Below are 26,443 nucleotides of genomic sequence, written 5' to 3'. Positions count from 1 at the left end.
TCAGCCTTCCGCCGCCAGACCCCCGGCCTCGGCTTCCGCCCGCCGCGCCAGACGGCCGTCGATGATCCGTTTGCCCGCCAGCAGGAAGCCGAGCACGATAAATGCCCCTGGCGGCAGGACAAACAGCAAGACGCCCTTATAATCCGGGATCACGGTCATTTCCAGCCCCTCAAACGCCGGTCCGAGCAGCAAGGAGGCATTGGCGAACAGGGTGCCCGACCCGAGAATTTCCCGCACCGCGCCGAGCAGCGTCAGGGCGGCGGTGAAGCCCAGGCCCATCATCAGGCCGTCGAACAGGGCGCGCATGGCGCTTTCCTTGGAGGCAAAGGCCTCGGCCCGTCCGAGAATGGCGCAGTTGGTGACGATCAGCGGGATGAACAGTCCCAGCACCTTGTACAGCTCATGCACCCAGGCGTTCATGGCCATATCGACCAGGGTCACGATGGCGGCGATGATCAAGACGAAGGCGGGAATGCGGATGTCATGGGCGATACCTCCGCGCAGCAGCGAGACAGAGAGTCCCGACAGCATCAACACCGCCGTGGTCGCCAGTCCCATGCCCAGCCCGTTGGTCGCCGTGCCGGTCACCGCCAGCAGCGGACACAGGGCCAGCATCTGGGCAAATACCACGTTGTTGGTCCACAGGCCGTCACGGGCCAAATCCCCATAGCTACGTTGGCTCATGGCTTGTCTCCCTCCGGGATGGCGAGCAGCGCCTCTCGATGTTGGGCGAACAAGGTCAGCCCCCCATGCACCGCCGCCACCACCGCCCGGGGCGTGATCGTGGCGCCGCTGAATTGGTCGAAGAGGCCGCCATCTTTCTTGACTTTCCAGTCGTGATCTGGTGGGTGGTCCAGGCTGCGTCCATCGAAATCCAAGATCCAGTCGTCCTTGGCCCGTTCGATGCGATCCCCCAGCCCCGGCGTTTCCTGATGGGCCAGCACCCGCACCCCGAGAATGCGTCCGTCCGGGTTGAGGCCGAGAATGAGCCGGATATCGCCCGCATAGCCGCGACCGATTTGCGCGAAGGCCAGACCGGTCACCTGGCCCTGGCGAGTGCCACGATAGACGGTGAGCGGACCTTCGTCGAAGGACAGCACAAGCGGTTCGGCCAACAGGTCATTGTCATGGCTTTCCGGCGGCAGAACCTGAGTTAACGAGGCTTTCAGGTCTTCCGCCTGCCGTTGGGCAATGGCGTCACGGGTGCTCAGGTCGCCCCCAGCCAGCAGCGCCGCCCCCCCCATGGCAAACAGGCCCAGGGTCAATGCCTGAAACACCAAGCTCTGGCGAAAACGTCCCCACAAGGAGGTGTTGGGCATTGTCGTGCTCATCGGTCGCTCCGCGTCGGCAGTGGAGCCCCGCTGCGCGTCCTGCCGAACACCCGGGGGCGCACCCAGCGGTCAATGAGCGGGGTCGCTGCGTTCATCAGCAGGACCGCGAAGGCGACACCCTCCGGATACCCGGACCAGGTGCGAATGACGAAAATCAGCAGCCCGCACCCGGCCCCAAAGATCAACTGGCCGCGATGGGTGACCGGCGAGGTGACCATGTCGGTGGCGATGAAAAAGGCCCCCAGCACGGTGCCGCCGGCTAACAGATGAAAGGTCGCGCCGGGATAATGGGTCGGGTCGATAAAATGGAACGTTCCTCCCAAAACCCCGACGGTGGCCAGCAGGGCAAAGGGGATGTGCCAACTGATGATTCCCTTGGCCAACAGAAACAGGCCGCCCAGAAAGATCAGCAGCGCCGAAGTCTCGCCGAGACTGCCGGGTACCGGCCCGAGCCCCAGAGACCACCATTTGACGGTGCCGAGTTGTGCCTGAGCCAGGGTCAGACCGCGCCCCAGTTCGGTGCGCAGATGGCCGAGCGCCGAGGCGCTGCTCACGGCGTCCATGTCGGCCCCGCTGCCGAAGGTGATGTTCAGAGCCTCCAGGAATAGCGGTGCCTGGGCCGAGCCGAGGGGATGAGGCGCAACAAAAAAAGTCATTTCCAGCGGAAAGGAAATCAGCAGGGCGACCCGTGCCACCATGGCCGGGTTGAACACATTCTGACCAATGCCGCCGAACACTTGTTTGCCCAGACCGATGGCGGCAATGCCCCCCAGCACGCCGATCCACCAGGGTGCCCAGGGCGGCAGGGTCATGGCCAGCAGCCAGCCGGTGAGCAGGGCCGAGCCATCGAACAGGAAGGGAGTGATGGGACGTTGCATCAGGGCCAGGCACAGGACCTCGCACAAGACGGCGGAGAGAATGGTCACACAAAACAGATTCACCGCCGGCCAGCCAAACTGATAGAGGCCATAGGCGGTGGCGGGGAGCAGGGCGAGGACCACCAGCATCATGATCCGTGGCACACTGCGCCCGTGGTGGGCATAGGGTGCGGCGGCCAGCGGCGGCACCTGGGTCATGGCGCCGGGGCCTCGTCTGGGGCTTGTCGGGCGGCTTCGGCCTTGCGCGCCGCCTCCGCCTTGCGGGCCGCCATTTTTTCCTTTTTCGCCGCCAGTTCCCGTTCCAGCCGGGCCGCCCGCCGGGCTGCCAGATCCTTGCTGCCCTCGATACGCCGTTCCTCGGTCGCCAGCACCTTGGCCTTGCCCTTGGCATGGTTGAAATACTGCACCAGTGGGATATGGGACGGGCAGACATAGGAACAGGAGCCGCAGGACATGCATTCGGCGAGCCCCTGGCGCATGGCCGCCGGAATGTCGTCGTGGCGGATATGGGCCGCTAGGTCCAGCGGCACCAGACCACAGGGGCAGATATCCACGCAATCACCACAACGGATGCAGGGCAGGGGACGGTATTTGCGCGCCTCCTTGGCGGTCAGGGCGAGGATGGCGTTCATGCCCTTGACCGAGGGGACGTCGGTGGAGGTCAGCGGTTGGCCCATCATCGGTCCGCCGGACAGCAACTGTTTCGGCGTTTCCTTGAGACCGCCGCAATCGGCCAGGATATGCGCCACCGGGACACCGAACGGCACCCGCAGGTTGGCCGTTGTGCGAATGGCACCGCCGCTGACGGTGACAATGCGGTCGATCAGCGGCTTGCCATGACGCACCGCCTCGGAGACGGCATAGGCGGTGGCGCTGTTGTGCACCACGAATCCCACATGGGCCGTCAATTGACCGGACGGGGTTTCGACCCCGGTCAGGGCCTGCACCAGATGCTTTTCCGAACCCATGGGATAGCGCACCGGCAGGCCGACGACCCGAATGGCGGGGAACGGCGTGGCGGCGACGCGCAGGGCGGCCAAAGCGGCGGGCTTGTTGATCTCCACCCCGACCAGAATGTTTTTCGCCCCCAGGGCATGGGCCATGAGTCGCGCCCCGTCGATCACCTCGGGGGCGTATTCGCGCATCAGGCGGTCATCGCAGGTCAGATAGGGTTCGCACTCGGCCCCGTTGAGCACCAGGGTATGCAGGCGATGGGAATCGCGCAAATTCAGCTTGATGGCGGACGGAAAGACCCCGCCGCCGAGACCGACAATGCCGCACTCGGCGACCCGTTGGGCGATATCCGCCGGGGGGTGGGCGAAGGGATCGGCCAGCGGCGGCAGAAGGTCGCCCCATTGGTCCAGACCATCCGGTTTCAGGGTGACCGTATGCACCGGCAGGCCGGACGGATGGGGGGCCGGAAACATGCCGATGCCGAGAATCTCGCCCGAGGTGGGGGCATGAACGGCGGCCGAGACGACGCCATCCCCCTTTGCCAACAGTTGCCCCTTCAGCACATGATCGCCGGTCGCCACCAGCGGCGCGGCCGGGGTGCCCACATGCTGCTGTAACGGCACATGCAGGACCTCCGGCAAAGGAATGTCGCGGATCGGTTTTTCCGAAGACAGGGATTTGCGTCCCTCCGGATTCACACCGCCACGGATATTGAACAGCTTCATGCGGCCATTTTCCCCAGTTCGGGTTTCGGCTTCGGCCAGTACCAGGTGTTCACCGTCGGGGCAATGGGGCGCATCTCGATGCAGTCGGTCGGGCAGACCTGGACGCATTTGTCGCAGCCATCGCAGATCGCGGCGATGACCGTATACATCTGTTTCGGTGCGCCGACCAGGGCATCCACATGGCAGACCTGGAAACAGCGGGCGCAGCCGATACAGCCGTCCTCGTTGACGAACGCCACCGCCGGTTCCTTTTCCGCCACTTTCGACAGATCAATCTGGAGGCCCAGTTTCTGCGCCAGATCGGCGGCCAGTGCGCGGCCGCCGGGTGGGCACAGGGTGACCTCGGCCGCGCCGGTGGCCAGGGCTTCCGCCGCCGGGGAGCAACCGGGAAACCCACACTGGCCGCATTGGGTGCCAGGCATCATGTCCTCGATTTCCTTCGCCAGCGGATTGCCCTCGGTCTTCAGGTACCGTGCCGCCAGCCCCAGAATCAGGCCCAGGGCGATCCCCAAAACGGTCAAGCTGCCTATCGCCTCGTACATGCCTTGGTATACTCTCGCAAAGTGGTTATTGAACGACCAGACCTGAAAAGCCCATGAAGGCCAACGACAGCAGACCGGCAACCACGAAGCCGATGGGGGCTCCGGCGAAGGCGGCCGGAACCTCGGCCAGGGCCAGCCGCTCGCGCAGCCCGGCGAACATCACCATGACCAGGGTAAAGCCGAGCGCCGAACCAAAGCCATAGAGCAGGCTTTGGACAAATGTATGCTGTTGCTGCAAGTTCAAGAGGGCGACCCCGAGCACCGCGCAGTTGGTGGTGATCAGGGGCAGGAAAATGCCCAGGATTTGATACAGCGCCGGGGAGAACCTGCGCACCGCCATCTCGGTGAACTGGACCACCGCCGCGATCACCAGAATGAAGGTCAGGATGCGCAGAAAACCGATGCCGAGGGGGGCCAGGACGTACTGTTCCAAAATCCAACTGGCCGCCGCCGACAGGGTCAACACGAAGGTGGTGGCAAAGCCCATGCCGAGGGCCGAATCCACCTTGTTGGACACGCCCATGAACGGACACAGGCCGAGGAATTTCACCAGGACCACGTTGTTCACGAGCGCCGTGCCCAACAGGAGCAGAAGATACTCTTGCATGGTTTCGTCACGTTCACTTCCGCCGTCGCGGAAGCTCCAGGATGATCATCATTCTGTTACATAGCAATCCAAAGGCCTTCTGACCAGCGCCGAAATCCCACTTTTTTGTTGGGGAATTGGCGGGAGTGGGTGCTGCCCTACTCGGCGACCACCAGCCGTGGCGGTTCGCCGGGCTCGAAGGTCACCCGCGCCGCCATGGCTGGGGTGGCATAGACGGTGCCCGCGTCATCGACCAACAGCACCTGATCCAACCCCATGGCGCGGGCGATACGCTGCCAATGCTCCGGTCCGGCCACCGACAGGGCGGTCGCGGCGGCGTCGGCCAGTCCACCGTCGCGATGCAGTACGCTGGCCGAGACGATATGGGTCACCGGCATCCCGTTGCGCGGGTCGATGATATGGGCATAGCGAATGCCTTCGTGTTCCCGAAACCGTTCGTAGTTGCCGGAGGTATAGAGATTCTCGCCGTCGGCCAGCTCCACCGAGGCAATCACCCCCCAGCCCACCGGATGCCGGATGCCGACCTTCCAGGGCCGGTTGCCAGGCCGTCCGATGACATTCAGGTCTCCCCCGGCATTGACGATGGCGTTGCGGATGCCGCGTGCGCGTAACAGGGCCACCGCCTCGTCCAGGGCCACCCCCTTGGCAAAGGCACCGAAATCCAACTGCACAGCCGGATTACGGCTGCGCACCGTGAGGCCGTCGATCACGATGTCGTCCATACTCGGGTGCTGGGCCACCAATTCTTTGATGCGGGCGAAATCGGGCAGGGTGCCCTTGGGCATTTCGTCGGCATGGAAGCCCCACAGGCTGACCAATGCCCAGATGGCCGGATTGAACAGCCCGTCACTCAGTCGTGAGAGGTCGCGCCCGCGCTCGATCAGGGCGACGATTGACGGCAGGGTTTCTAGGCTGCGGCCCTCGGCGAAGGCCTGGTTGAGGGCGGTCAAGGCCCCGGGCTGCCAGGCGTGCCAATCCTCATGCATTTTGCGAAATTTGTGGTTGATTTCGGCCACGGCAGCGGCGGCCTCGTCGGCGGGCACGTCATACAGGCTGATTTCCACCAAGGTGCCGAAAACATACAGGGTTTCCTTTTGCACCGTCGGGGCCTGGTCACAGGCGACGAGCCCGCCCAAGAGCAGAACCATCAGGAGTTTCAAGGGCCTCACGAACGGGAACCGGAATCAGAGGGACAGTCCTCGGCGGAAAAAACGATGCCATCGGCGCGGCGCAGAAAGACCGGATTCAGACGTTCAAGAGAATCGGGGCGTCGTCCCAGGGCCTGGGACAGCGCGAAACCGCCGATCAGTCCGCTCAGCGCGGTGACAACGGTCGCCAACTCGTTGAACCCGGCCAGACTGCCGCCGACGGCACCGATCATCAGGCCGAGCACCGGCACCATATAGGCGATGATCGAGGCGCCAAGCAAAGCCGATTGGGAAATGCCGATCACCACCCGTTCCCCGGGGCGGGCATCGAAATCATTGTTCAAACGAAAGCGCACGTCCTTCCGCCCGAGAAACTTTGACAGCGTTGAGACGCCGCAGGATTTGGTGGACTGGCAACTGCCACAGGCCGACTGGCTTTCCGCTTGCAGCCAGACGCTTTCCTCGGAGACCGCCAGCACCCAGGCGGTGCCTTCCACCAGAGGTATATGCAGGTCACTGTCATAGGAGACATCGGTCATGGCGGGTCTCAGGCGTGATAGGGATCGTCGAGCCAGTTTTCCAGGATGCGCAGATCCCGCTGGGTGACCGCGCCGTAGTCGGTCTTGCCTTCGGCGAGGGAATCATGGATGGCGCTGACGGTGCCGTAGGGCAGAAAATTCTGCGTCAGCATCAGGTAGTACCAGGCCATGGGCGACCGGGCGCGGCTGTTAATTTCCTGGATGGTGGCCTGCAACTCCGGACCGGGGGCCACCTGCGAACCGCGCAATCCGTAAACCAGCGGTGCCAGCGGGCTGAGAATCTTGACTTCGGTCACATGATCGCCGTTTTCAGACAGATAGGGCCGTTCCTTGATCATCCAATGATTACAGAAACAGGAGTCCCTGGCGGTGCTCGACATGTTCCATTCCTCGATGAAGCGTCGGAACCGGGGGTCGCCCGAATAGTCGTTGGTCAGGTCCCAGATGCGCTCCAGCATGATCACCAGACGGCCCAACTGATAGCGGGGCGGCCCATAGGGCTTGGGATTGAAATGCGGCGCGTCGAGGGGGTCGATGACTTCCTCCAGGCTGTCGGGCAGATAATCGTCCTGGAACAGCGGGCGCTCGATGACCTCCTCCACTTCCTCGATCTCGATCTGGTAGAAATCCAACGGCTTGCGTCCCAGCGGCACGCCGAAATAATGGGTCCGGCCGATGATCGCCGTGGCCTGATATCCGGAGGCGTGATGGCGTTCGAGCAACTGGTCCAGGTTTCCCCCGGATTCCTTCTCCACCCAGGCCATCAGGTCATCGGCGACGCGCTTGCCCTGCTGATCAACAACGCCGCCGACCCGGTACCAGTCGTCCTCGGTGAGCATGTAATGGGCCTGCAACTCGGGCATCGCCTGATTGATGCGCGCCAACAACTGGACGGGCTCGGGCTCGGGCTCGGTAACCGCGCAAATCTCGATCAGTTGTTCTTCGGTCAGGTCGGTGAACATCATGATAGTGGGGTCTCGCCGGATAATCTATTCACGATTTTGCAATAACCCATTGTCCCCGTGCCCATCGCGGAATGCAAGACTCAACCCGCTTGTGACGGCGGCAACGGTTCATCCTGGACCGACGTTTCGCGGAAGCGACGCAGGCGGGCCGATTGGCGGGTGCGTAAATATTTCAGCGACCAGACATAACCCAGCCACGCGGTGATGATGGCCCAGGGGAGACTGCCGACGAACATCGCCAAACCTTGTTCCTCGGCGGCCAGGGTGATCAGGGCCCAGGCCATGTCGAGCATGGACATGTCCATTTTCACTGCGGCGCTGAACACATCGACGAACCCCTGGTAGCCGGACAGGTCGTCCCAGCGACCGAGCATGAACTGACCGGTTACGTAGAAACCGTAGTAAATGGGAAGCATGGTGAACACGTTGGTCACCCACACCCAGGCCAGGGCAACCACCAGGGAAAAGTCGGTCCGGGCCGACCAACGCAACAGAATCCAGATGCCCAGAACGACGACCAACTGGATGCCGACGGTGGGGGTAAAGGCCACAGCCAAGCCGATGGCGGCAGCGCGGGCAGTGTATTCCGGCGGGTGAGGGCTGCGCTGCATGGGCACGATGAGCCGAAACCGGGCCAGCCGGTGCATGCGTTCAAGCAGGGTTCTTTGTGGGCGAAGGCTCACGGGCAGGGACTCCGGGGCGGCGCGTCTCCTTCTGTTTAGAGTTGCAGCCGCGCGCTGTAAACCGCGATCATGCGTCGGGACCGCGAAGACACCCGGAATTGCAAGAGTCCTTGCATGGGAGAGGGATACCCCCTTTAATCGGCGGCGACCCCTGGCCCCCCTTTCACTTTTCCACAGGCCGCCATGCACGCCGCCCGAATCTTCCTGCCCTTTGCCCTGGGCTACTTCCTGTCGTATCTGTATCGTACGGTCAATAATGTGATCGCGCCGGATCTGATACGGGAACTGGGTCTGACGGCGGCGGATCTGGGGCTATTGACCAGCGCCTACTTTTTGACCTTCGCCGCCTTTCAATTGCCGTTGGGGATGCTGCTCGACCGTTATGGGGCCCGGCGCACGGAAGCCGTCCTGCTGCTCTTCGCGGCCGCCGGAGCGGCGTTGTTTGCCACCTCCGAAAGCCTCACCGGATTGTTGATCGGACGGGGGCTGATCGGATTTGGTGTTTCGGCCTGTCTGATGGCCGCCTTTACCGCCTTCGTGGCCTGGTTCCCGGCGGAAAAACTGCCCCAGATCAATGGCCTTCAGATGGCATTCGGCAGCCTGGGCGCCCTGGCCGCCACCCAACCGGTCGAATGGGTTTTGGGAATCACGGATTGGCGCGGGCTGTTCTGGGGGGTGGCCCTGGTCACCCTCGGGGTGGCGGCGCTGGTGTGGAAAGTGGTGCCGGAAAAACCCTCGACCAGGGAACCGGCCCGCCTGGACGAAATCCTCGAAGGCGTGGGCACCGTTTTCACGTCGCCCGTATTCTGGCGGGTAGCCCCCCTGACCTTTGTGTCCCAGGCCTCCTTTTTGGCCATTCAAAGCCTGTGGTCGGGGCCTTGGATGCGGGACGTGGCGGGTCTGGAGCGGACCGACATCGGGCAAAACCTGTTGTGGATCGCCTTGGCCATGATGGTCGGGAATGTGGGATTTGGCACCCTGGCGACCCGCCTCGCCCGAGTCGGAGTCGCCCCGATCACCGTGGCGGTGACAGGCATGGCGCTGTTCCAGGTGGTGCAGATCGGATTGGCCGGGCAATGGACCACGTTTGCCCTGCCCCTGTGGATCGCCTTCGGCTTCTTCGGGACCGCCGGAATCGTGCCCTATGCCGCCCTCTCCCAGGCGTTTCCGGCACATCTGGCGGGGCGGGTGAATACCGGGCTCAATCTGCTGGTCTTCGTGCTGGCCTTCGCCACCCAGTGGGGCATCGGGGCGATCATCGATCTGTGGCCGCGCCCCTCGGCGCTGGGCTATGCCCCCGAAGGGTATCAGGCCGCGTTTGCCACCTTGTTGGCGGTGCAAGTCCTGGGTCTTGCCTGGTATCTACTGCGGCGAGATGTGCCAATCCGGCCCCGGGATATTGGATGATAAATGTATTCAAATCATGTTTCTGGATCATGATTTGAAATATAAAGATTTATCTAAAATTTTATCCAATAATACTTCCATTTAATAAAATTGATAAACGATCACTTATGTTTATCATATGTGTGTACTTTGTTTATTGAAGTTTTGTTACGTAAATGGATTTTAGGATGTATTTAGGCAACGTATTCAATTTCTCCAATTCTTTACTATCTGAGCAAATGTTTGTAGGTAAATGCGCAACGTGTGGGGTGAGGCCATGAGTACGACTCTTTTGGATATCGAAGCTGGAATCGTTTCTCCGGACTCCGAGTGGGATGTCATCGACGGTGTGATCCAGGGGGGCTGGCGCAGTGGCTATTTGGACCTCAGCGGCCTCAACCTGTTGGATATCAGGCTGATTGACGGCGGTGCCGGCAATGACACCATTTTCGGCACGGCCTTGGCCGATACCATTCGCGGCGGCACCGGTAATGACATTCTGAGCGGCGGCGGCGGAAACGATGTGTTTCTGGTGAGCGGCACCAACCAGGGCAACGACCGCATTGAGGGCGGCGCGGGCGACGACACGATTCTCGGCGGCTCCGGCAATGATGTGATCGGGGTCGACCAGGATCTCGACGTCAGCGATTCCATCGAGGTGATTGACGGCGGGGCGGGGATCAACAGCATCCGAGGCTCCTGGCGGCATAACCAGATGGATTTCAGCCAGACCGAATTGCGCCAGATCGACCTCATCGACGGCGGCAGCGGCAACGACACGATCACCGGCAGCGCCGGGGCGGATACGATTCAGGGCGGGGCGGGCGAGGACATTCTTTCCGGCGGTGATGGCGACGACCTGTTTCTGGTCACCGGCAGCGGTCAGGATTTCGACCGGTTCGACGGCGGGGCGGGCATGGATACGATCCTCGGCGGTTCCGGCGACGATGTGATCGGCATTTCCGACGATTTCAGCGCGACCCATGCTGTCGAAGTGATTGACGGTGGTGCCGGGTTTGACACCATCCAAGGCTCCTGGCGCTCCAATTATATGGATTTCAGCGCCACCGAACTGCGCCAGATCGACCTCATCGACGGCGGCGATGGTCAGGATATCCTGATCGGGTCGGCGGCGGCGGATACGATCCGGGGCGGGGCGGGCGACGATGTGCTGTACGGCGGCGACGGCGACGACGTGTTTCTGTCCTCCGGCCTGGATCAGGGCTGGGACCAGTTGGACGGCGGCAGCGGCGATGATCAGTTGATCGGCGGCTCCGGGGACGATCTTTTCGGCCTGCAAGGTGACTTTGGCGCGGCCAACTCCATCGAGGCGATCCACGGCGGCGACGGCCTGGACGTGATCCAGGGCTCCTGGCGCTCCGACCAGTTGGATTTCAGTGCCACGGACCTGTTCGGCATCGAGCGCATCGACGGGGGCGATGGTCACGATACCATTACCGGGTCCGCCGAGGCGGACATTATCGATGGCGGCGCGGGCAACGACTGGCTGGTGTCCAACGGTCTGGGCGGCGACACGTTCTTCGGCGGCGACGGGATCGACACGGTCGCCTTCAGCGGTCGGATGGCCGACTACGTTCTCAACGGGACCGCGCGCACCGTCACCTATGCCAATGGCGTCTCCGAGACCATCGGCGACGATGTGGAATTCCTGAATTTTGCCGACGTGCAGTTGGCGACGACGGATATGCCCATCGCTGACAACGGCCCCTCGATCACTCCGCCGTTCGCGCTTTCCGGGATCGTGCTGCAAGTCGGTGTCGGTCAGACCTATGCCACGGTGCAGGAGGCCTGGGCGGCGGCGCAGAGTGGGGACACCATCCTGGTCCACGAAGGCACCTACAGCTTCTCCGGCAACGAATATTACAGCCGCTACGACCCCGATCACCCCCTGCTGATCGAGCAGGATCTGGTAATCATGGGGGTCGGCGATGTGGTGTTCGATGTGGGGCAGGTCACCAAGGGTGCGCTGGTCACCCAGGGCGCGGCCAATCTCTATGTGGAAAACATCACCTTCGCCAATGCCAACAATACTTATCTCAACGGCGCGGGCATCCGGCATCAGGGTAGCAATTTGACGGTGGTGAACTCGACCTTCGAGAACAATCAGAACGGCATCCTGGGCGGCGGCGACGGCCAGACCGTCCATATCGTCGGCTCGGAATTCATCGGCAACGGGGCCGGCGACGGCTTCAGCCACGCCATTTACATCTCCGGCGGCGACAGTCTGGTGGTCGAGGACAGCAGCTTCCGCGACACCTCCATCGGCCATCATGTCAAATCCCTGTGTGCCGAAACGGTGGTGCGCAATTCCATTCTCGATGATGGTGCCGGGACGGCGAGCATGAATATCGACGTGACGGCGGGCGGCGATCTGCTGGTCGAGGGCAATACCCTGATCCAGTCTCCCGCCAGCGACAATCCCCACATGATCTGGTATTCAACCTCGCGCGGCGGCACGGCGGGCAGCATCACCATCCGAGATAACGTCATCATCAACAATATGGATGGCGGCACGGTGATCGGCGTCGCGGCGACGGACCTGGGTCTGCCCATGGTGCTTGAAAACAACACCATCACTGATCCGGTGGGAACCATATCCATTTCCAACAATCCCTACACGAGCAGCGGCAACCTGATGAACGGGGAAGCCATGGTCGATGGTCTGTACGACCCGGCGGTGAATTGGGGAAATTATGCCAGCAACACCTTGGACCTGAGCACGACGGACCCGTCTGTGGTGCGAATGCTCGACGGCGGCGACGGCAATGACACGCTGATCGGTTCGGAGAGTGCGGACTTGCTCATCGGCGGCGGCGGTAACGACACCCTGTACGGCAACGGCGGCGATGATCTGTTCCGGGTGCAGGGCGCAGGTCAGGGCTTCGATCAATATTTCGGTGGCGTCGGTTTCGATACGGTCCTGGGCGGCGCGGGCGATGACGTTATCGGGCTGACCGGAACCTTCGGCCCGGGCAACGGCATAGAGGTCATCGACGGCGGCGCGGGACAGGATGTCATCCTGGGATCGTGGCACAGCAATACGTTCGATTTTTCGGCCACCGAGTTGCGCGGCATCGAATGGATTGATGGGGCCGACGGCTCGGATACCATCATTGGCACCCAACAGGCCGACACCATTCTGGGCAACGCGGGCGACGATACCCTGTTTGGCAATGGTGGGGATGACCTGTTCCTGGTCAGCGGTGTCAATCAGGGCTTCGACGTGGTGAACGGCGGGGCCGGGATGGATACAGTTCAGGGCGGTGCCGGGAACGATGTCATCGGCATCAAGTATGATTTCAATGCCAGCCAATCGGTCGAAGTGATTGACGGCGGTGCCGGGATCGACATTATCCAGGGCTCCTGGCGCTCCAATACCTTGGACTTCAGCGGCACCGAACTGCGTGGCATCGAAGCCATCGACGGCGGCGACGGCAACGACACCATCATCGGTTCCAACAGCGACGATACCGTGTTGGGCGGCAACGGCAACGATACGTACGTCTATGACGCCTCCAATCCGACGTCCGGTCAAGACCACTTCGATGGCGGGGCGGGCACCGGGGACACGGTACAGGTGGAATTCGACAACCTGGTCGATTACGCGGCGGGATATCAGGATCTGATGGCGCTGCTGGACTCGATCAGCGGTGGCAAAGCCCCGGCTGATAATGCCCCAACACCTCAATTCGTCGGCCTGACGGTCGAGAATGTGGAGAACCTGACGGTCGTGGTTGCCGGTTTTGATGATCCGGTGATCAGCTACAGCACCGCCCAGCCGGACAATGCCGTGGTCTCTGCTCCCGCCGACCTGGGGAATTGATCAACGCTGGGTCAGCTTGAATTCGATACGGCGATTACGGCGCAGAACCTCATCTCCCTCCCCGGTATCCAGGGGATGGCGGTCGGCGAAGCCGGTAGCGGCCAGATGGTCTGCCGGGAGGCCCTCCGCGATCAGAAAACGCACCACGGAAATGGCCCGCGCGGTGGAGAGTTCCCAGTTGGAGGGATAGCGCCAGTTGTTGATCGGCGTGCGGTCCGTGTGGCCGTCGACGCGCAAAATCCAATCCAGATCCTCGGGGATGCGCGGCACGATGGTGCGCAGGGTGGCGGCCAGTTCGGCCAGCTTTTCCTTGCCGCCGTCGCCCAGTTCCGCCGAGCCGGTGCCGAACAGCACTTCCGATTGCAGGACAAAGCGATCACCGACGATGCGCACGTCCTTCTGATCGCCCAGAATGTCGCGCAGCCGTCCAAAGAATTCCGAGCGGTAGCGGGCCAGTTCCTGAACCTTGGTGGCGAGGGCGGCATTGAGCCGTGAGCCCAGGTCGGCAATCTGCACATTCTGCTCGGTATTCTTCTTTTCCGCCGCTTCCAGGGCTTCGTTGAGGGCGGCCATCTGGTCGCGCACCGCCTGAAGCTGCTGATTGAGCAGGGCCGCCTGAGCCCGAGCCGTGGCCGAAAGTTCCTTTTCATTGGCCAGGGAGGAATCACTGGCCAGCAGTTTCTCCTCCAATTCCTTCTTCAGCGCCTGGAGGGCTGCCAGTTGGCCGTTGAGATCGGCCAGTTCTTGCAGTTTCAGTTGCAAGGTCTCGGTCTTGACGGTGATGGATTTGTTGGCTTCCTCCAGTTCCGCCTTGGCCTTGGCCAGGGCGGCGGCGTTGCGCAGGGTTTCCTTTTCCAGTTGCGACAGCTTCTGACGGTCTTCCTGCAAACTGGTGAAGGCGGAATCCATGTCCGCGTTGAGGCGCTCGTTTTCCGCCTTCAGCCCGGCGTTGGTCAGGTTCAGTTGGCGCAGTTTCTCGGATAAATCGTCGCGGCTGCGCACCGAAGCCTGTAACTCTTCGGACATCACCGCCACATTGAGCCGCAGGTCGGCATTGGCCTTGCGTTCCAGGCCCAGCAGATCGGTCAGTTCGGTGAGTTCGGACTGGATGCGTTGCAGGGCCTGATCGCGTCCGGAGAGGGCATGGCTGAGCACGAACTGGGCGAGCACGAAGATCATCAACAGGAAAATGACGACCATCAACAGGGTCGCCAGGGCATCCACGAAGCCGGGCCAGATATCGGGGGAATGACGGGTGCGACGGGAGCCAGCGCCGGGCATCGGGGCGGCCTCTAGTTCTGATCCCCGCCCTGGCCGAGGGCGGCGATGGTCCGGGCCAGCAATTTAATCTCACTGCGCAATTGGCGCACCGTGTCATCCCGGCCGGAGGACATTTCCTCCATGATGCGCGCCGCATAGACATCGAGATTGCGCAAATGGCCGCGCGAGGTCTCGTCGAGGCCGCCGGAACCGATGGTGGCGTCGGCCAGCTTGTCGAGGATCGGGCGCATCTCGATCTGGGTTTCCGAGAGCTTTTTCAGCAGGTGTTGTTCGGTGCGCATCTGGTCGGTCAGGATGCTGACCCGCTCCACCAGGGAGTTGATCCCGGCAAAGGTGTCGATGCGGTTCTCCTCGCCCCTGGCCAGGGTGTGTTGCAGGTTTTCCAGGCTCTCCGCCGTCTGTTCCAGCAACGCCTGGACATAGGCCGGAACCGAATGGTCCCCGGTGCCTTCGCCGAGCACGCCGCTGGACAGCCGGGTCAGCCCGGACAGCCATTCTTCCAGATCGTTATAGAAGCGGTTCTGGGCCTGCGAGGCCTGCAAATCGAGGAAGCCCAGCACCAGCGACCCGGAAAGCCCGAACAGGGAGGAACTGAAGGCCGTGCCCATGCCGCTCAGGGGGGCTTCGAGACCGGCTTTCAATTCCCCGAACACGGCAGCCATGTTGGCGACATCTTCGGGCAGACTGCCGATCACGTCGGCGATGGCGCTGATGGTTTCCAACAGACCCCAGAAGGTGCCGAGCAGGCCGAGAAAGATCAACAGGCCAGTCATGTAGCGGGAAATATCGCGCGATTCGTCAAGCCGCGACGAAATGCCGTCGAGCAGGGTGCGGGTCGACAGAGTCGACAGGCTCAGGGCATGGCCGCGCCGTTCGCCCATCATGGCCGCCATGGGGGCCAGCAAGGTGGGTTGGCGGGCCTCCGACAGCACCATGTCCTCGCGGCGAAAATTCTCGATCCAGCGCACTTCCGGATAGAGCAGCAACACCTGCCGGAAGTTATAGATGACGCCCAGCAGCAGGACACCGAGGATCAACCCGTTGAGCGGGGCATTGGCGAGAAAAGCCTGCTTGAGCGGAGGAAACAGCACGAAACAGCCGCCGCACACCACGGCAAGGAACAGGATCATGCGGGTCAGGAAACGCTGGGGCCGTTTCATGGCGGTCTCGGTCCTTCGGGCGAGGGGGCGGGGCTAGCGAACGACCGGGAGCAGGTCCACCCGGTTCATCGGCTCCTCGGTGGACTTGTCGCCCAGGGCGCGCACGTCGATGCGGTTGCTGGCGACACCGTTATCCATCAAGAACGACCGCACGGCCAGGGCGCGGGACAGCGACACCCGGCGGGCGCGACTGGCCGACAAACCCTCGCCACCGGCAAAGGCGCGCAATTGCAGGCGCGAGGACGGGCTATCGGTCAGCAACTTGACGGTCTGTGCGAGAGTCGTGCGGGCATCGGCGCTCAGGCGGGTCTCCTCACCCTTGAAGGTGACCATCGCCTTGGGCATTTCAGCCACAGCCTTGTCGAGGACGGCTGCCGGGGCCTCGGTCAGCGAGGCGACCACCTCGGGCGTCTTGGTCGGAGTCGGCGGCGCAGGCGGGACGCTCACCGCCTTGGGCGCGGCGGGCGGTGCCGTCGGCGGTGTCAGGCCGGGGGCCTTGGGTGGGGGCGGCGGGGCCGGAGGCAACGGGGTGACGCTCTTGACCTCAGGCTTGGTTGGAGCCGGCGGCGGCGGAGCCGGTTGCGTTGTCACGGGCGCGGCGGGCGGGGTCGGCGGCGGACTGATCCGGGTCGGCGCCGAAGCGGGGGCGGGCGGGCTCTCGACGGGAGCCGCCGGTTTGGCCATCGGCGTATCGGGAGCCTTGGGCGGGGCCAGCGGGGCCTGGGGGGCCGGGGCCGCAGGCAGGGCCTTGGGCGGCGCGACTTCGAGCCGGGAGACCGGAATTTCATCGTCCTCGGGGACCGGCGTCGCACGGGGCGTCGGTTGGCTGCGCGCGGCCAGAGACGAGGTTGGGGCCAGTTGCGGTGCCGGAACGTGCAATTGCGAGTGCGGGTATTTAGTATTGGGCATGAGCAGGCCCCGGCTGCCGCCGCCATAGGCCTCGGGTCCGATGGTGGCCCCGTAGCCGGTGCTGCCGTAGGACGGCGATCCCTGTCCGAGGACGCTCAGATCCACCACCACATTGGGATTGTAATCCATCCCGCTCTGGGCCTGGGCGGTTCCGCACCAGGTCAGCGCCGCCACGGCGACGAGACAATCCCGCCACCGCGGAATCCCGTTCATGATCTTACATGCTGATGTTGCGCGCGTCATCTGGCCGCCCTGTTCGCCCCGCTTCATTGGCCGACGATCAGGGCACCAATCCACAAACCCCACCGTCGCTGGTCCACCATAGCCCAGGGGGTCGCCACTTCTCAATAGGTTATCTTGAATTCAAGCACGCAAAGCCTGTTGCAGCAGGCGGCTGAACGGACCATGCAGGCGGTCGTTGGCGGCGATGACCTCGCCCTTGTCGAGCATGGCGGAGCCGCCCTTGAGATCGGAGACGTAGCCCCCGGCCTCGCGGACCAGCAGAATGCCCGCCGCCATGTCCCAGGGTTTGATGCCTTCTTCCCAATAACCGTCGTAGCGTCCGGCGGCCACATAGGCCAGATCCAGCGCCGCCGAGCCCATGCGACGGATACCGGACGACACCGCCATTACCGCTTCGGCGGTCTTCAAAAAAGTGTCGTGACCGGGACGGCCCTGATAGGGAATGCCGGTGGCAAACAGCGCCTGACTCATGTCGGTACGGCCAGACACCCGCAGGCGGCGGTCGTTGAGATGCGCCCCCTCGCCCTTGGCGGCCCAGAAGGCCTCGTCATAAACCGGGTTGTAGATCAATCCTTCGAGAATCTCGCCGTTGCGCTCGTGGGCGATGCTGATGGCGAAATGCGGGATGCCATGCAAAAAGTTGGTGGTGCCGTCGATGGGGTCGATGATCCAGCGGTCGTCGGAGCCGTCGCCGTCCACCCGACCGCCTTCCTCCATCAGGAACGACCAGCCGGGCCGCGCCTTGCCCAGTTCCTCGAACAGAATCTTTTCGGTCCTGAGATCGGCGGCGGACACGAAATCGGACGGTCCCTTCTTCGAAACCTGGAGGTTTTCCAGTTCCCCGAAGTCCCGGATCATCCGGCGGGCGGCCTTGGTGGCGGCGGTCATCATGACGTTGACCACCGGATTGCGGACGGTGCGCATCGGTTCAGTGCCCCTGTTCAGTCCTTGGCCCGCTCCACATAGGAGGAGTCGATAGTGGCCACCACCACGCGGGTGCCGGTGGAAATGTGCGGCGGCACCAGAATGCGCACGCCGTTGTCGAGAACTGCGGGCTTATAGGACGAGGACGCCGTCTGCCCCTTGACTACGGCGTCGGCCTCGACAACTTCGCAGACCACCTTTTCCGGCAACGAGACGCCGATGGGGCTGTTCTCGTGGGATTCGATGACCACCTGCATGCCTTCTTGCAGGAACGGAATCATGTCCTCGCCGATCAAATCCGTATGAACGGCAATCTGCTCATAATTCTCGTTGTCCATGAAGGTATGCATGTCGCCGTCGGAGAACAGATACTGGAAGTCGCGCTGTTCCAGGGTTGCCCGCTCGACGGTTTCGGAAGAGCGGAAGCGCTCGTTGAGCTTGGTGCCGTCGCGGATATCCTTCAATTCGGCCTGGGTATAGGCACCGCCCTTGCCCGGCTGGGTATGGGAAATCCGCACACAGCGCCAAAGGCGGCCTTGATGCTCAATGATATTCCCCGGCCGGATGGCGTTCCCGTTGATCTTCATAATATGTCACCTGTGGAGAAAAAGACTGGGTCCGAAACAGGCGCGGAACCTATCAGCTTGTCCGGCCACTGGCAATGCCTGGCAGACTTGATGAAAGTCAAGGAAGGCGGTGGTGCGGCTTGTCATGGTCCAGCCCGGACCGCCTGGGAAAGGAAATCCTCGCATGAATATCACAACGGCGGGGGGGCTGCTGTTTGTCGGCGTGGGCCTCGCCATGGCCGCCATCGCCGTCACCCTGTGGACCGGTCCGATGGCCGAAATGGGACAGACCGACTCCTTGCAGCCGGTGGATCTGACCCTCAAGGGGCACGAATTTCAGATCCCCAAGGCATTCCTGTGGTACAAGCCGAACTGGGAGGGCAAGGTTGACGGTGCCATCCACATGACGGCGGTGTGGCCTGATTTCAAACCCTATGGCGAAGACACCAAGGCTTTTTTCCAGGGTGGGCTGGGCCTGCCCTACAAGATCTCATTTGATCTCTATGCCCTGGCCCCCGGCGCGCACCTGAACGACCTCTATTTCAAGCCCGGGTTCCTGGCGACCTGTCCCCGCGAGCGGTCGGGATTCAAGGTCTGCGCCCATCCCGACACGCCCCAGCTATTCGATGTGCTGGTGCGCCCGGACCCGCAACAGCCGCTGGCCCTGGTGTGCCGCAAGACCGAGACCGAGCGTTCGCCCTTCTGTCTGACGGATTTGCCCTATGCCCCGGGGCTCAAGCTGGTGGTGGGATTCCATATCAAGCGGTTGGCCGATGCGGCGGAGGTGGTGCGGCTGGCCCGTCAAACCGTTTGCGGCTTTCGTCGTCCGGGCACGCCCGACGTGGCACTGTGTCCCTAAAAGAGATCGTTGAAGGCGCGGACGGCGGCGGCCGGACCGTCCGGGTGCTCCCAGACGCCGGACGACACGGCCAGGAAATCGGCCCCGGCCTCGACCAGCGGGCGGGCATTGTCCGGGGTGATGCCGCCAATGGCGACGCAGGGCACGGTCATCAGCTCCGACCACCAAGACAGCAGATCGGTTCCGGCGCGGGTTTTGGGGGCCTTGGTCGGGGTATCGTAAAAGGCGCCGAAGGCCACATAGTCGGCCCCGGAATCGGCGGCTTCCATGGCCAAGTGCCGGGAGTCATGGCAGGTCACTCCGACAATGGCCCGATCCCCCACTTCCAGGCGGGCTTTTTTGTACGGCCAGTCGTCCTGCCCCACATGCACCCCGTCGCAGCCGCATTCGGCGGCCAGATCCGGGCGGTCATTGAGCAGAAAGGCCACGTCGTGGGATTGGGCCAGCGGGCGCAGAATATCGCAGGCGCGGCGGATGTCGTCGTCGCTCACGTCCTTGAGGCGCAATTGCAGACAGGCCACATCGCCCGCACTCAGCGCCGCAACCAGAATCGGCGCGAAAGCCTGCGGGTCGAGCCGGGGTGGGGTGATCAGATAAAGTCGGCAGTTTGATTCGCTCATGATGGCCGCATCATAGACAGAAATCCGCCGCGTCGCGAAGCCATTCCGACAGGGCGTTCGGTCGAAAATCCGGTGCGCCCAGATCCAGCGCCTCGGGCCATGAAGAAAGCAGCCGTGCCTCCTGCGCTTCGGCCATCTGGCGGACCTTCTCAAAGACCTCCGGCGCGGTTTGCAGATGGATCAAGGTCACCCCCTGGCGCAACGCATTGAGCGCCAACCCCGGCGCATCGCCGCAATCCAACAAGGCGTGCAGGGACAGTTCGGGGAACTCTTCCGCCGTGATCTGCGCCATGTGATGGAACACCGCCGCGCCGATATTGGCCCCGGCGTTGGGCGGCGAACAGAGCAGCAAGGCCCGCCCGGCGGCCTGTGCGGCGGTGGCTGCCATGCGGCAGTGGTGCAGATGATGGACGATGACCGGGACCATGGGGTATGACTCTGCACCGTCATGCACCGGGAGACAAGCCGTCGCGCCTTTCCGATTTGAGGAGACTTCATGACCGATCCCTTGGCCACCCTGAAACAGGTGTTCGGCTTTTCCGCTTTTCTGCCCAATCAGGAGCGGATCGTGCGGACCTTGCTCGACGGACGGGACCTGTTGGCGGTGTTGCCGACCGGGGCCGGGAAGTCGCTGACCTATCAGCTTCCCGCCGTCTGTCATGGCGGCCTGACGGTGGTCATCTCGCCATTGAAGGCTCTGATGCGCGATCAGGTGGCGCAGATGCGGGCGCTCGGGGTGCGGGCATCGGGCATACATTCGGGCAATAGCCCGGAGGCCAACCGGGAAGCGGAAGTCGCCCTGTCGCGGGGCGAACTGACCTTGCTCTATCTGTCACCGGAAAAAGCCTGTCAGGATTTCATGGTGCGCCGTCTGACCGAGGCGCGGCCCTGGCTGTTGGTGGTCGACGAGGCCCATTGCATTTCCGAATGGGGTCATGACTTCCGGCCCGAATATTTGATGCTCGGCGATTTGCGTCAGCGGCTGGGCGGCATTCAATGTATCGCCCTGACCGCCACCGCCGACGAGGCGACCCGAGCCAGTATCGCAGCGCGGCTGTTCGACCATCGGGTGGAACAGATCGTCGCCAGTTTCGACCGCCCCAACCTCAAACTGGCCTTGACCCCGAAAAACGATCCGACGACCCAGATCACCCGCTTTGTGCAGCGTTTTCCGGGCCAATCGGGGATCGTCTATTGCGGTAGCCGGGCGCGCACCGAGGAACTGGCCGAAGGACTGCGCAAGGCGGGCATCGATGCCGAGGCCTATCACGCCGGATTGGGGGACGATGTGCGCAACGCCGCCCAGGACCGCTTCCAGACCGAGGACGGGGTGGTCATTGTTGCCACCAATGCCTTCGGCATGGGGATCGACAAGCCCGACGTGCGCTTCGTTGCCCATGCGGACCTGCCGTCGAGCATTGAGGCCTGGTATCAAGAAATCGGCCGCGCCGGACGGGACGGCCTGCCCGCCGAGACCCTGACCCTGTACGGGTTGCAGGATATTTCCTTCCGCCGTCAGCAGATCAACAGCTCGGAGGCCGACGCCGACCACAAGCGGGTGGAAAACCAGAAACTGGACGCCATCGTCGGCCTGTGCGAGGCCCCCGATTGCCGCCGTCAGACCCTGTTGTCCTACTTCAACGAAAGCGCCGGACCCTGCGGCCATTGCGATCTCTGCCTGGGCGACGCGCCACGCGAAGAGGCCACGGTGGAGGCGCAGAAGGTGCTCTCCGCCATCTGGCGCAGTGGGCAGAGCTATGGGGCGCGCCATGTGATCGACATCCTGCGCGGCACGGTCACCGACCGCATCGTCGAGCGCGGCCACGACCAACTGAAGACCTTCGGGGTCGGGGCCGACTTGACCATCCAGGCCTGGACCACACTGATTCTGCAAATGTCGGCGGCCCATTTGATAACGCCGGATATCGCCAACTACGGGGTGCTGCGCATCCTCGAACGGGGCAACCGGGTATTACGCGGCCATGAAAGCTTTTCCCGTCGCAAGCCGACCCTGGTCGCCGGGGGCAAGCGCAAGGCGGTCAAGGCCCCGCCGCCGGAACTGGCCGATCTGGACGAAGATTTGTACCTGAGATTGCGACAGTTGCGCACCGCCCTGGCCAAGGAAGCCGATGTCCCGGCCTATGTGGTGTTCCCCGACCGCACCTTGCAGGAAATGGCGGCCCGACAGCCGACCACCCTGGACCAACTGGCGGCCTTGCATGGCATCGGCGAAAAGAAACTGCAGCGCTATGGGGCGCAGTTCCTGGACGTTATTTGCGCTGGTGCTGGGTAAGAAATTTCTGCGGCTTGTTTTTCTGTCCGACCCGACGGCCCTCGCCGCCGCCCTGGCCGGTGCCCTTGGGCTGCCAGGCGGGGACCAGATGTTTCTTGCCCGGACCGATGAGGTCGGTACGGCCCATCTTTTTCAGCGCCTCGCGCAGCATCGGCCAGTTTTCCGCATCGTGATAACGTAGGAACGCCTTGTGCAGGCGGCGCTGCTTCAGGCCCTTGGCGGTCACCACGATTTCTGGATTGACGCGATTCAGGGGTTTGAGCGGATTGCGCTCGCTGTGATACATGGCCGAGGCCAGGGACATGGGCGACGGCAGGAAGGCCTGCACCTGATCGGCACGGTAACCGTTCTTTTTGAGCCACAGGGCCAGATTAAGCATGTCCTCATCGGAAGTCCCCGGATGGGCGGCGATGAAATAGGGGATCAGATACTGTTCCTTGCCCGCTTCCTTGGAGAATTTGTCGAACAGGATCTTGAAGCGGTCATAGCTTCCCATGCCCGGCTTCATCATCTTGGACAGCGGCCCGGGTTCGGTGTGCTCCGGGGCAATCTTCAGATAGCCGCCCACATGATGGGAGACCAGTTCCTTCACATAGGCCGGGCTGCGCACCGCCAAATCATAACGCAGGCCGGAGGCGACGAGCACCCGCTTGACCCCGGTGACAGCACGCGCCTTGCGATAGAGCTGAATCAGCGGCCCATGATCGGTGTTCAGGTTCTTGCAGATATCCGGGAAGACGCAGGACAGACGACGGCAGACCGATTCGGTTGCCTTATCCTTGCAAGCCAGTCGCCACATGTTCGCCGTCGGTCCGCCAAGATCGGAAATGGTGCCGGTAAATCCGGCGGTGCGGTCGCGGATCGCCGCCATTTCGCGCAGGATCGAGTCTTCCGAACGATTCTGGATGATGCGGCCTTCGTGCTCGGTGATGGAACAGAAGGAGCAGCCGCCGAAGCAGCCGCGCATGATGTTGACCGAAAAGCGGATCATCTCCCAGGCCGAAATTCGAGCTGCGCCATAGGCCGGATGAGGGGCGCGGGCATAGGGCAACTCATAAACCCTGTCCAGTTCCGCCGTCTCCAGGGGAATGGGGGGCGGATTGAGCCAGACCTCGCGGTCTCCGTGGCATTGCACCAACGGCCGCGCATTGCCCGGATTGCTTTCCAGATGCAGGGTGCGCGAAGCCTGGGCATAGAGCGTCGGATCGGCAAGCACCTGCTCGTAGGCGGGCAGCCGAACGACCACCTGATCGCCACCCAAGCGGGGCGGACTGTCGTGGACCTGGCTCCAGTCCTCGACCCGCCAGCCCTCGGGCAGTCCGGTCCGGGCATAGGCGGTGCCGCGCAAGTCGGTGATCTCGGACACCTTCTCACCGCGCGCCAGACGGTGGGTCAGCTCGACGATGGCCCGTTCCGCATTGCCGTACAGCAGCAGATCGGCCTTGCTATCCAATAGCACAGAGCGGCGGATTTTCTCCGACCAATAATCAAAATGGGCGATGCGGCGCAGCGAAGCCTCGATACCGCCGACGATCACCGGGACTCCCTTGAAGGCTTCCCGGCAGCGTTGGGCATAGACGGTCACCGCCCGGTCGGGACGCTTGCCACCCGCGTCGTCCGGGGTGTAGCTGTCGTTGTGGCGCAGGCGGCGGTCGGCGGTGTAGCGGTTGACCATGGAATCCATGTTGCCGCCGGTTACCCCGAAATACAGATTGGGCGGCCCCAAGGCGGTGAAGGCGGCGGCGGAGGTCCAGTCGGGCTGGGCGATGATGCCGACCCGGAAGCCGTGCGCTTCCAGCAGCCGCCCGATGATCGCCATGCCGAAACTGGGATGGTCGATGTAGGCATCCCCGGTGACGATGATCACGTCGCAGGAGTCCCAGCCCAACAGCTCCATTTCCGCCCGGCTCATGGGCAGGAACGGCGCGACTCCGAATCGTTTCGCCCAATGGGGGCGATGGGAGAACAGCGCGGGGGGTGTCGACATGTGGCTATGTATCGAGGAAACGCCGCAATCTGTCCAGAAAAGCCTGTGGCTGGTCCGTATGGACCCAATGCCCGGCGTCGGGAATCTGTTCCAGCGTCGCATGGGGGAACAGGCGACGGATGATCCCCAGATGGGCCGGAGTCACATAGTCCGACTTCATCCCGGCCAGAAAGCGGGTCGGGCCGTTGAAGGCTTGATGGGGATGAATCTCCGGGAAGCCGGTGATGGATTCCATGTCCCGATGCAGCGTGGCGAGATTGAGTCGCCAGGCCAGACCATCAGGGGTGCGCTGGAGGTTTTGCAGGAAAAAGCCGCGCAGTCCGGGGGTGGGAATGTGGTCGGCCAACAAAGCGTCCACATCGTCCCGGTTATCGCATTCGGCCAGCGGCACTTCGGCCAGAGTCTCGATGATGTCGCGGAAATCGCCGTCCGAGGGCAGTGGGGCGATATCCACCACCGCCAGCCGCCGTACCAGTTCCCCATGGTTCAGGGCAAGCAGCATGGCCGCCTTGCCGCCCATGCTGTGGCCGACCACGTCGCAGGGGCCGAGATTGTGCTGGCGGATGAAATGGGTCAGGTCCTCGACCATGTCCGGATAGGTCATGCGCTCGGTCCAGGGGGACTGGCCGTGATTGCGCAAGTCGAGGGCGAACACATGATGGTGGGCGGCCAGCGCCTTGGCGACCCCGGCCCAGTTGCCTTTCGAGCCGAACAGCCCATGGATCAGCAACAGGGGCCGTCCGGCACCCTGGGTCTTGTAGGAAAGATCGAGGCTCACCGAACCCTCAGTCCGCTTGCGCCACCTGACTGGTCGGCGCGATCCCGGCCCATTTGCGGTCCAGATCCTGGCGGGTCTTTTCGAAGCTCTTGAATTCCTTGCCTTCAAGCTTTTCGCCTGACGGCATGCGGACCCGTAGCGGATTGACCTGACGGTCACCCTTGAGAATTTCAAAATGCAGATGGGCCCCGGTGGAACGTCCGGTGGTGCCCACATAGCCAATGACCTGCCCCTGACGAACCCGGCTGCCGACGCTCAGGCCCTTGGCAAATCGGCTCATATGGGCATAGGCGGTATTGTAGGTGCTGTTATGGCGGATGTTGATGTAATTGCCGTAACTGCCATTGCGCTGGCGCTTGACAATGACACCGTCCCCGGCGGCGAAGATCGGGGTGCCGGTGGGGGCCGCGAAGTCGATGCCCTTGTGCATCTTCGAATAGCCGAGCACCGGATGCTTGCGCTTGCCGAATCCGGACGACAGGCGCGCCCCGTTGATCGGAGTCCGCATCAGGGCCTTGCGTGCCCCTTGGCCGTTCTGGTCGAAATAATCCACCCGGCCGTCGCTCAGTTCGTGACGATAAAGATCGCGCTTGTCGCCGGACAAGGTCATGGAAGCGACCAGGATGCGACCGGTGGCGACGGATTCGCCGTCTTCGTCGATCAGCCGCTCATAGACCACGTCGAAGCTGTCCCCGGTGCGGATGTCGCGCTGAAAATCCAGGTCCCAGGAGTAGATTCGAATCAGTTCGGCGATGATGCTGGCCGGAATGTCGGCTTTCTGAGCCGCCACGTACAGGCTGCCGGAGATGGTGCCGGTGCCCCGTGCCAGTTCGCGGGCCAGGGCTTTTTCGACTTTTTGGGCCTTATAGCCATCGTCCGTGGAGAACAAATGGACCTCATGCCGGTAATCCACCTTGAGCACCAGCTTCTCCAGAGCCCGCGCGCCCTCGGAGTCGGGCGCAGCAAGGGTCATCTCGAATTCCTGCCCGGGCAGGATGCGGCGGACGTTATAGGCCTTGCTCAGGGCGCGAATAACCTTCAGGCGTTCCGGAGCGGACAGATTGACCTGGGCCAGAATGGAAGCCAGGGTGTCGCCGCGTCCGACAGTTTGGTGAAAAGTCTTTTGCAACACGGGCGGCGGCGGGGCCAAGGCGGGACGCGGCGTTTGCAGGGCGGCGACGGCCTGTTCGACCGAAGGCTGCCGGGCAGTGTCCTTGTTGT

General features: G+C 62.9%; 24 protein-coding genes (1 of these 24 only partly in view). 4 read left to right on the top strand and 20 right to left on the bottom strand.

Going from position 1 to position 26,443, the window contains the following annotated elements:
- From ACYQ1P_RS17135 to ACYQ1P_RS17090, 10 genes are all read right to left on the bottom strand, one after another.
- Positions 1-684 (bottom strand): electron transport complex subunit E, encoded by a 684-nt coding sequence (locus ACYQ1P_RS17135; RefSeq protein ID WP_460021557.1) that lies wholly within the window; start codon positions 682-684, stop codon positions 1-3.
- On the bottom strand, positions 681-1,331 hold the full coding sequence (gene rsxG / locus ACYQ1P_RS17130) for an electron transport complex subunit RsxG (RefSeq protein WP_460021556.1): 651 nt from the start codon (positions 1,329-1,331) through the stop codon (positions 681-683). Before rsxG ends, ACYQ1P_RS17135 begins: the two co-directional genes overlap by 4 nt.
- On the bottom strand, positions 1,328-2,407 hold the full coding sequence (locus tag ACYQ1P_RS17125) for an RnfABCDGE type electron transport complex subunit D (RefSeq protein ID WP_460021555.1): 1,080 nt from the start codon (positions 2,405-2,407) through the stop codon (positions 1,328-1,330). Before ACYQ1P_RS17125 ends, rsxG begins: the two co-directional genes overlap by 4 nt.
- The gene (rsxC, locus tag ACYQ1P_RS17120; protein ID WP_460021554.1) at positions 2,404-3,888 is read right to left on the bottom strand and encodes an electron transport complex subunit RsxC; all 1,485 of its coding nucleotides are present in this window, start codon (positions 3,886-3,888) and stop codon (positions 2,404-2,406) included. The genes ACYQ1P_RS17125 and rsxC overlap by 4 nt, the downstream gene beginning before the upstream one ends.
- Entirely contained in the window at positions 3,885-4,430 is a 546-nt protein-coding gene (locus ACYQ1P_RS17115; RefSeq protein WP_460021553.1) for an RnfABCDGE type electron transport complex subunit B, read from the bottom strand. The genes rsxC and ACYQ1P_RS17115 overlap by 4 nt, the downstream gene beginning before the upstream one ends.
- Positions 4,431-4,455: 25 nt before the next feature.
- Positions 4,456-5,037 (bottom strand): electron transport complex subunit RsxA, encoded by a 582-nt coding sequence (gene rsxA, locus ACYQ1P_RS17110; RefSeq protein ID WP_460021552.1) that lies wholly within the window; start codon positions 5,035-5,037, stop codon positions 4,456-4,458.
- A 137-nt stretch (positions 5,038-5,174) separates the two neighbouring features.
- Positions 5,175-6,185: an FAD:protein FMN transferase gene (locus ACYQ1P_RS17105; protein WP_460021551.1), complete on the bottom strand. Its 1,011-nt coding sequence runs from the start codon at positions 6,183-6,185 to the stop codon at positions 5,175-5,177.
- Between the two features lie 17 nt (positions 6,186-6,202).
- Positions 6,203-6,724, bottom strand: coding sequence for a SoxR reducing system RseC family protein (locus tag ACYQ1P_RS17100; RefSeq protein ID WP_460021550.1), 522 nt, complete (start codon positions 6,722-6,724; stop codon positions 6,203-6,205).
- A gap of 8 nt (positions 6,725-6,732) precedes the next feature.
- A complete protein-coding gene (locus ACYQ1P_RS17095) occupies positions 6,733-7,689 on the bottom strand; it encodes a hypothetical protein (protein ID WP_460021549.1) in 957 nt (318 codons plus the stop codon).
- A gap of 80 nt (positions 7,690-7,769) precedes the next feature.
- Entirely contained in the window at positions 7,770-8,372 is a 603-nt protein-coding gene (locus ACYQ1P_RS17090; protein ID WP_460021548.1) for a DUF2062 domain-containing protein, read from the bottom strand.
- Between the two features lie 183 nt (positions 8,373-8,555).
- Here ACYQ1P_RS17090 and ACYQ1P_RS17085 point away from each other — a divergent pair, with 183 nt between their 5' ends.
- Complete coding sequence (locus ACYQ1P_RS17085; protein ID WP_460021547.1) at positions 8,556-9,779, top strand: MFS transporter; 1,224 nt, start codon at positions 8,556-8,558, stop codon at positions 9,777-9,779.
- 256 nt (positions 9,780-10,035) lie between these two features.
- Positions 10,036-13,602, top strand: a complete 3,567-nt coding sequence (locus ACYQ1P_RS17080) for a hypothetical protein (protein WP_460021546.1) — start codon at positions 10,036-10,038, stop codon at positions 13,600-13,602.
- On the opposite strand, the gene ACYQ1P_RS17075 is transcribed toward ACYQ1P_RS17080, so the two are convergent.
- The 5 genes from ACYQ1P_RS17075 to efp form a co-directional block, all read right to left on the bottom strand.
- Positions 13,603-14,883, bottom strand: a complete 1,281-nt coding sequence (locus ACYQ1P_RS17075; RefSeq protein ID WP_460021545.1) for a peptidoglycan -binding protein — start codon at positions 14,881-14,883, stop codon at positions 13,603-13,605.
- Positions 14,884-14,894: 11 nt separating this feature from the next.
- Complete coding sequence (locus tag ACYQ1P_RS17070) at positions 14,895-16,043, bottom strand: flagellar motor protein MotA (RefSeq protein WP_460021544.1); 1,149 nt, start codon at positions 16,041-16,043, stop codon at positions 14,895-14,897.
- Positions 16,044-16,076: 33 nt separating this feature from the next.
- A complete protein-coding gene (locus ACYQ1P_RS17065) occupies positions 16,077-17,165 on the bottom strand; it encodes an OmpA family protein (protein WP_460021543.1) in 1,089 nt (362 codons plus the stop codon).
- 150 nt (positions 17,166-17,315) lie between these two features.
- Entirely contained in the window at positions 17,316-18,119 is an 804-nt protein-coding gene (locus ACYQ1P_RS17060) for an inositol monophosphatase family protein (protein ID WP_460021542.1), read from the bottom strand.
- Positions 18,120-18,136: 17 nt separating this feature from the next.
- On the bottom strand, positions 18,137-18,706 hold the full coding sequence (gene efp / locus ACYQ1P_RS17055; RefSeq protein ID WP_460021541.1) for an elongation factor P: 570 nt from the start codon (positions 18,704-18,706) through the stop codon (positions 18,137-18,139).
- Between the two features lie 163 nt (positions 18,707-18,869).
- On the opposite strand from efp, the gene ACYQ1P_RS17050 reads away from it, so the two are divergent.
- Positions 18,870-19,544 carry a hypothetical protein gene (locus ACYQ1P_RS17050; protein ID WP_460021540.1) on the top strand — a complete coding sequence of 225 codons (675 nt, stop codon included), beginning with the start codon at positions 18,870-18,872 and terminating at the stop codon, positions 19,542-19,544.
- On the opposite strand, the gene thiE is transcribed toward ACYQ1P_RS17050, so the two are convergent.
- Together thiE and ACYQ1P_RS17040 are read right to left on the bottom strand one after the other, a co-directional pair.
- Positions 19,541-20,164 (bottom strand): thiamine phosphate synthase, encoded by a 624-nt coding sequence (gene thiE / locus ACYQ1P_RS17045; protein WP_460021539.1) that lies wholly within the window; start codon positions 20,162-20,164, stop codon positions 19,541-19,543. The two genes, ACYQ1P_RS17050 and thiE, sit on opposite strands and share 4 nt — an antisense overlap.
- 10 nt (positions 20,165-20,174) lie before the next feature.
- Positions 20,175-20,591 (bottom strand): hypothetical protein, encoded by a 417-nt coding sequence (locus ACYQ1P_RS17040; RefSeq protein WP_460021538.1) that lies wholly within the window; start codon positions 20,589-20,591, stop codon positions 20,175-20,177.
- A gap of 69 nt (positions 20,592-20,660) precedes the next feature.
- Between ACYQ1P_RS17040 and recQ the strand changes: the two genes are divergently transcribed.
- Positions 20,661-22,457, top strand: coding sequence for a DNA helicase RecQ (gene recQ / locus ACYQ1P_RS17035; protein ID WP_460021537.1), 1,797 nt, complete (start codon positions 20,661-20,663; stop codon positions 22,455-22,457).
- On the opposite strand, the gene ACYQ1P_RS17030 is transcribed toward recQ, so the two are convergent.
- The 3 genes in view from ACYQ1P_RS17030 to ACYQ1P_RS17020 are tightly spaced (at most 7 nt apart) and all read right to left on the bottom strand, a layout consistent with a single transcriptional unit that may run on beyond the window.
- Positions 22,435-24,444 (bottom strand): YgiQ family radical SAM protein, encoded by a 2,010-nt coding sequence (locus tag ACYQ1P_RS17030; protein ID WP_460021536.1) that lies wholly within the window; start codon positions 24,442-24,444, stop codon positions 22,435-22,437. The genes recQ and ACYQ1P_RS17030 overlap by 23 nt on opposite strands.
- A 4-nt stretch (positions 24,445-24,448) precedes the next feature.
- Entirely contained in the window at positions 24,449-25,222 is a 774-nt protein-coding gene (locus ACYQ1P_RS17025) for an alpha/beta fold hydrolase (protein WP_460021535.1), read from the bottom strand.
- A 7-nt stretch (positions 25,223-25,229) separates the two neighbouring features.
- Positions 25,230-26,443: the 3' portion of a peptidoglycan DD-metalloendopeptidase family protein gene (locus ACYQ1P_RS17020; RefSeq protein ID WP_460021534.1), read on the bottom strand. The gene runs 124 nt beyond the window's last position; the window shows 1,214 of its 1,338 coding nt (coding positions 125-1,338); its start codon lies off the right edge, out of view; the stop codon is at positions 25,230-25,232.

It is taken from the genome of Magnetospira thiophila, assembly GCF_054657015.1.
Note: the sequence above shows the minus strand (reverse complement) of the source record. Positions and strands in the feature narration are given on the sequence as shown.

What these genes read in the sequence shown, in the direction of transcription:
- ACYQ1P_RS17135 (WP_460021557.1), bottom strand. Translation starts at nt 684, where the DNA reads ATGAGCCAACGTAGCTATGGGGATTTGGCCCGTGACGGCCTGTGGACC.
- rsxG (WP_460021556.1), bottom strand. Translation starts at nt 1,331, where the DNA reads ATGAGCACGACAATGCCCAACACCTCCTTGTGGGGACGTTTTCGCCAG.
- ACYQ1P_RS17125 (WP_460021555.1), bottom strand. Translation starts at nt 2,407, where the DNA reads ATGACCCAGGTGCCGCCGCTGGCCGCCGCACCCTATGCCCACCACGGG.
- rsxC (WP_460021554.1), bottom strand. Translation starts at nt 3,888, where the DNA reads ATGAAGCTGTTCAATATCCGTGGCGGTGTGAATCCGGAGGGACGCAAA.
- ACYQ1P_RS17115 (WP_460021553.1), bottom strand. Translation starts at nt 4,430, where the DNA reads ATGTACGAGGCGATAGGCAGCTTGACCGTTTTGGGGATCGCCCTGGGC.
- rsxA (WP_460021552.1), bottom strand. Translation starts at nt 5,037, where the DNA reads ATGCAAGAGTATCTTCTGCTCCTGTTGGGCACGGCGCTCGTGAACAAC.
- ACYQ1P_RS17105 (WP_460021551.1), bottom strand. Translation starts at nt 6,185, where the DNA reads ATGGTTCTGCTCTTGGGCGGGCTCGTCGCCTGTGACCAGGCCCCGACG.
- ACYQ1P_RS17100 (WP_460021550.1), bottom strand. Translation starts at nt 6,724, where the DNA reads ATGACCGATGTCTCCTATGACAGTGACCTGCATATACCTCTGGTGGAA.
- ACYQ1P_RS17095 (WP_460021549.1), bottom strand. Translation starts at nt 7,689, where the DNA reads ATGATGTTCACCGACCTGACCGAAGAACAACTGATCGAGATTTGCGCG.
- ACYQ1P_RS17085 (WP_460021547.1), top strand. Translation starts at nt 8,556, where the DNA reads ATGCACGCCGCCCGAATCTTCCTGCCCTTTGCCCTGGGCTACTTCCTG.
- ACYQ1P_RS17080 (WP_460021546.1), top strand. Translation starts at nt 10,036, where the DNA reads ATGAGTACGACTCTTTTGGATATCGAAGCTGGAATCGTTTCTCCGGAC.
- ACYQ1P_RS17075 (WP_460021545.1), bottom strand. Translation starts at nt 14,883, where the DNA reads ATGCCCGGCGCTGGCTCCCGTCGCACCCGTCATTCCCCCGATATCTGG.
- ACYQ1P_RS17070 (WP_460021544.1), bottom strand. Translation starts at nt 16,043, where the DNA reads ATGAAACGGCCCCAGCGTTTCCTGACCCGCATGATCCTGTTCCTTGCC.
- ACYQ1P_RS17065 (WP_460021543.1), bottom strand. Translation starts at nt 17,165, where the DNA reads ATGAACGGGATTCCGCGGTGGCGGGATTGTCTCGTCGCCGTGGCGGCG.
- ACYQ1P_RS17060 (WP_460021542.1), bottom strand. Translation starts at nt 18,119, where the DNA reads ATGCGCACCGTCCGCAATCCGGTGGTCAACGTCATGATGACCGCCGCC.
- efp (WP_460021541.1), bottom strand. Translation starts at nt 18,706, where the DNA reads ATGAAGATCAACGGGAACGCCATCCGGCCGGGGAATATCATTGAGCAT.
- ACYQ1P_RS17050 (WP_460021540.1), top strand. Translation starts at nt 18,870, where the DNA reads ATGAATATCACAACGGCGGGGGGGCTGCTGTTTGTCGGCGTGGGCCTC.
- thiE (WP_460021539.1), bottom strand. Translation starts at nt 20,164, where the DNA reads ATGAGCGAATCAAACTGCCGACTTTATCTGATCACCCCACCCCGGCTC.
- ACYQ1P_RS17040 (WP_460021538.1), bottom strand. Translation starts at nt 20,591, where the DNA reads ATGGTCCCGGTCATCGTCCATCATCTGCACCACTGCCGCATGGCAGCC.
- recQ (WP_460021537.1), top strand. Translation starts at nt 20,661, where the DNA reads ATGACCGATCCCTTGGCCACCCTGAAACAGGTGTTCGGCTTTTCCGCT.
- ACYQ1P_RS17030 (WP_460021536.1), bottom strand. Translation starts at nt 24,444, where the DNA reads ATGTCGACACCCCCCGCGCTGTTCTCCCATCGCCCCCATTGGGCGAAA.